At 70.9% G+C, this 244-nt stretch carries 1 pseudogene; it reads right to left on the bottom strand.

The features are described 5' to 3' along the window. Positions 1–34 precede the first annotated feature (34 nt). Positions 35–244: pseudogene (locus SB771_RS36460) on the bottom strand (amino acid ABC transporter permease); the annotation flags it as partial.

Below are 244 nucleotides of genomic sequence, written 5' to 3'. Positions count from 1 at the left end.
CCACCAGGCGCAGGGCCAGCGGCCGCCGCAATCAGAGGGCGCCGGCCGCTTCCCATTGGCCGTTGCCGACCGCCTGGATGCCCGAGCGCACCACCTAGGCGATGAACGCCGCGGGGTAGATCACCAGGCCCAGCAGCAGCGCCGCGAACTCCGGCGTCAGCGTCAGGCCGCCCGTGAAGTTGAAGCCCTTCAGTTCCGGCATGTCCAGTGTCAGCGAGGCGCCGCTGGCGAGCCAGCCGATCAC

This window comes from Burkholderia sp. SIMBA_051 (assembly GCF_046534915.1).
GTDB lineage: Bacteria > Pseudomonadota > Gammaproteobacteria > Burkholderiales > Burkholderiaceae > Burkholderia > Burkholderia ambifaria.
Note: the sequence above shows the minus strand (reverse complement) of the source record. Positions and strands in the feature narration are given on the sequence as shown.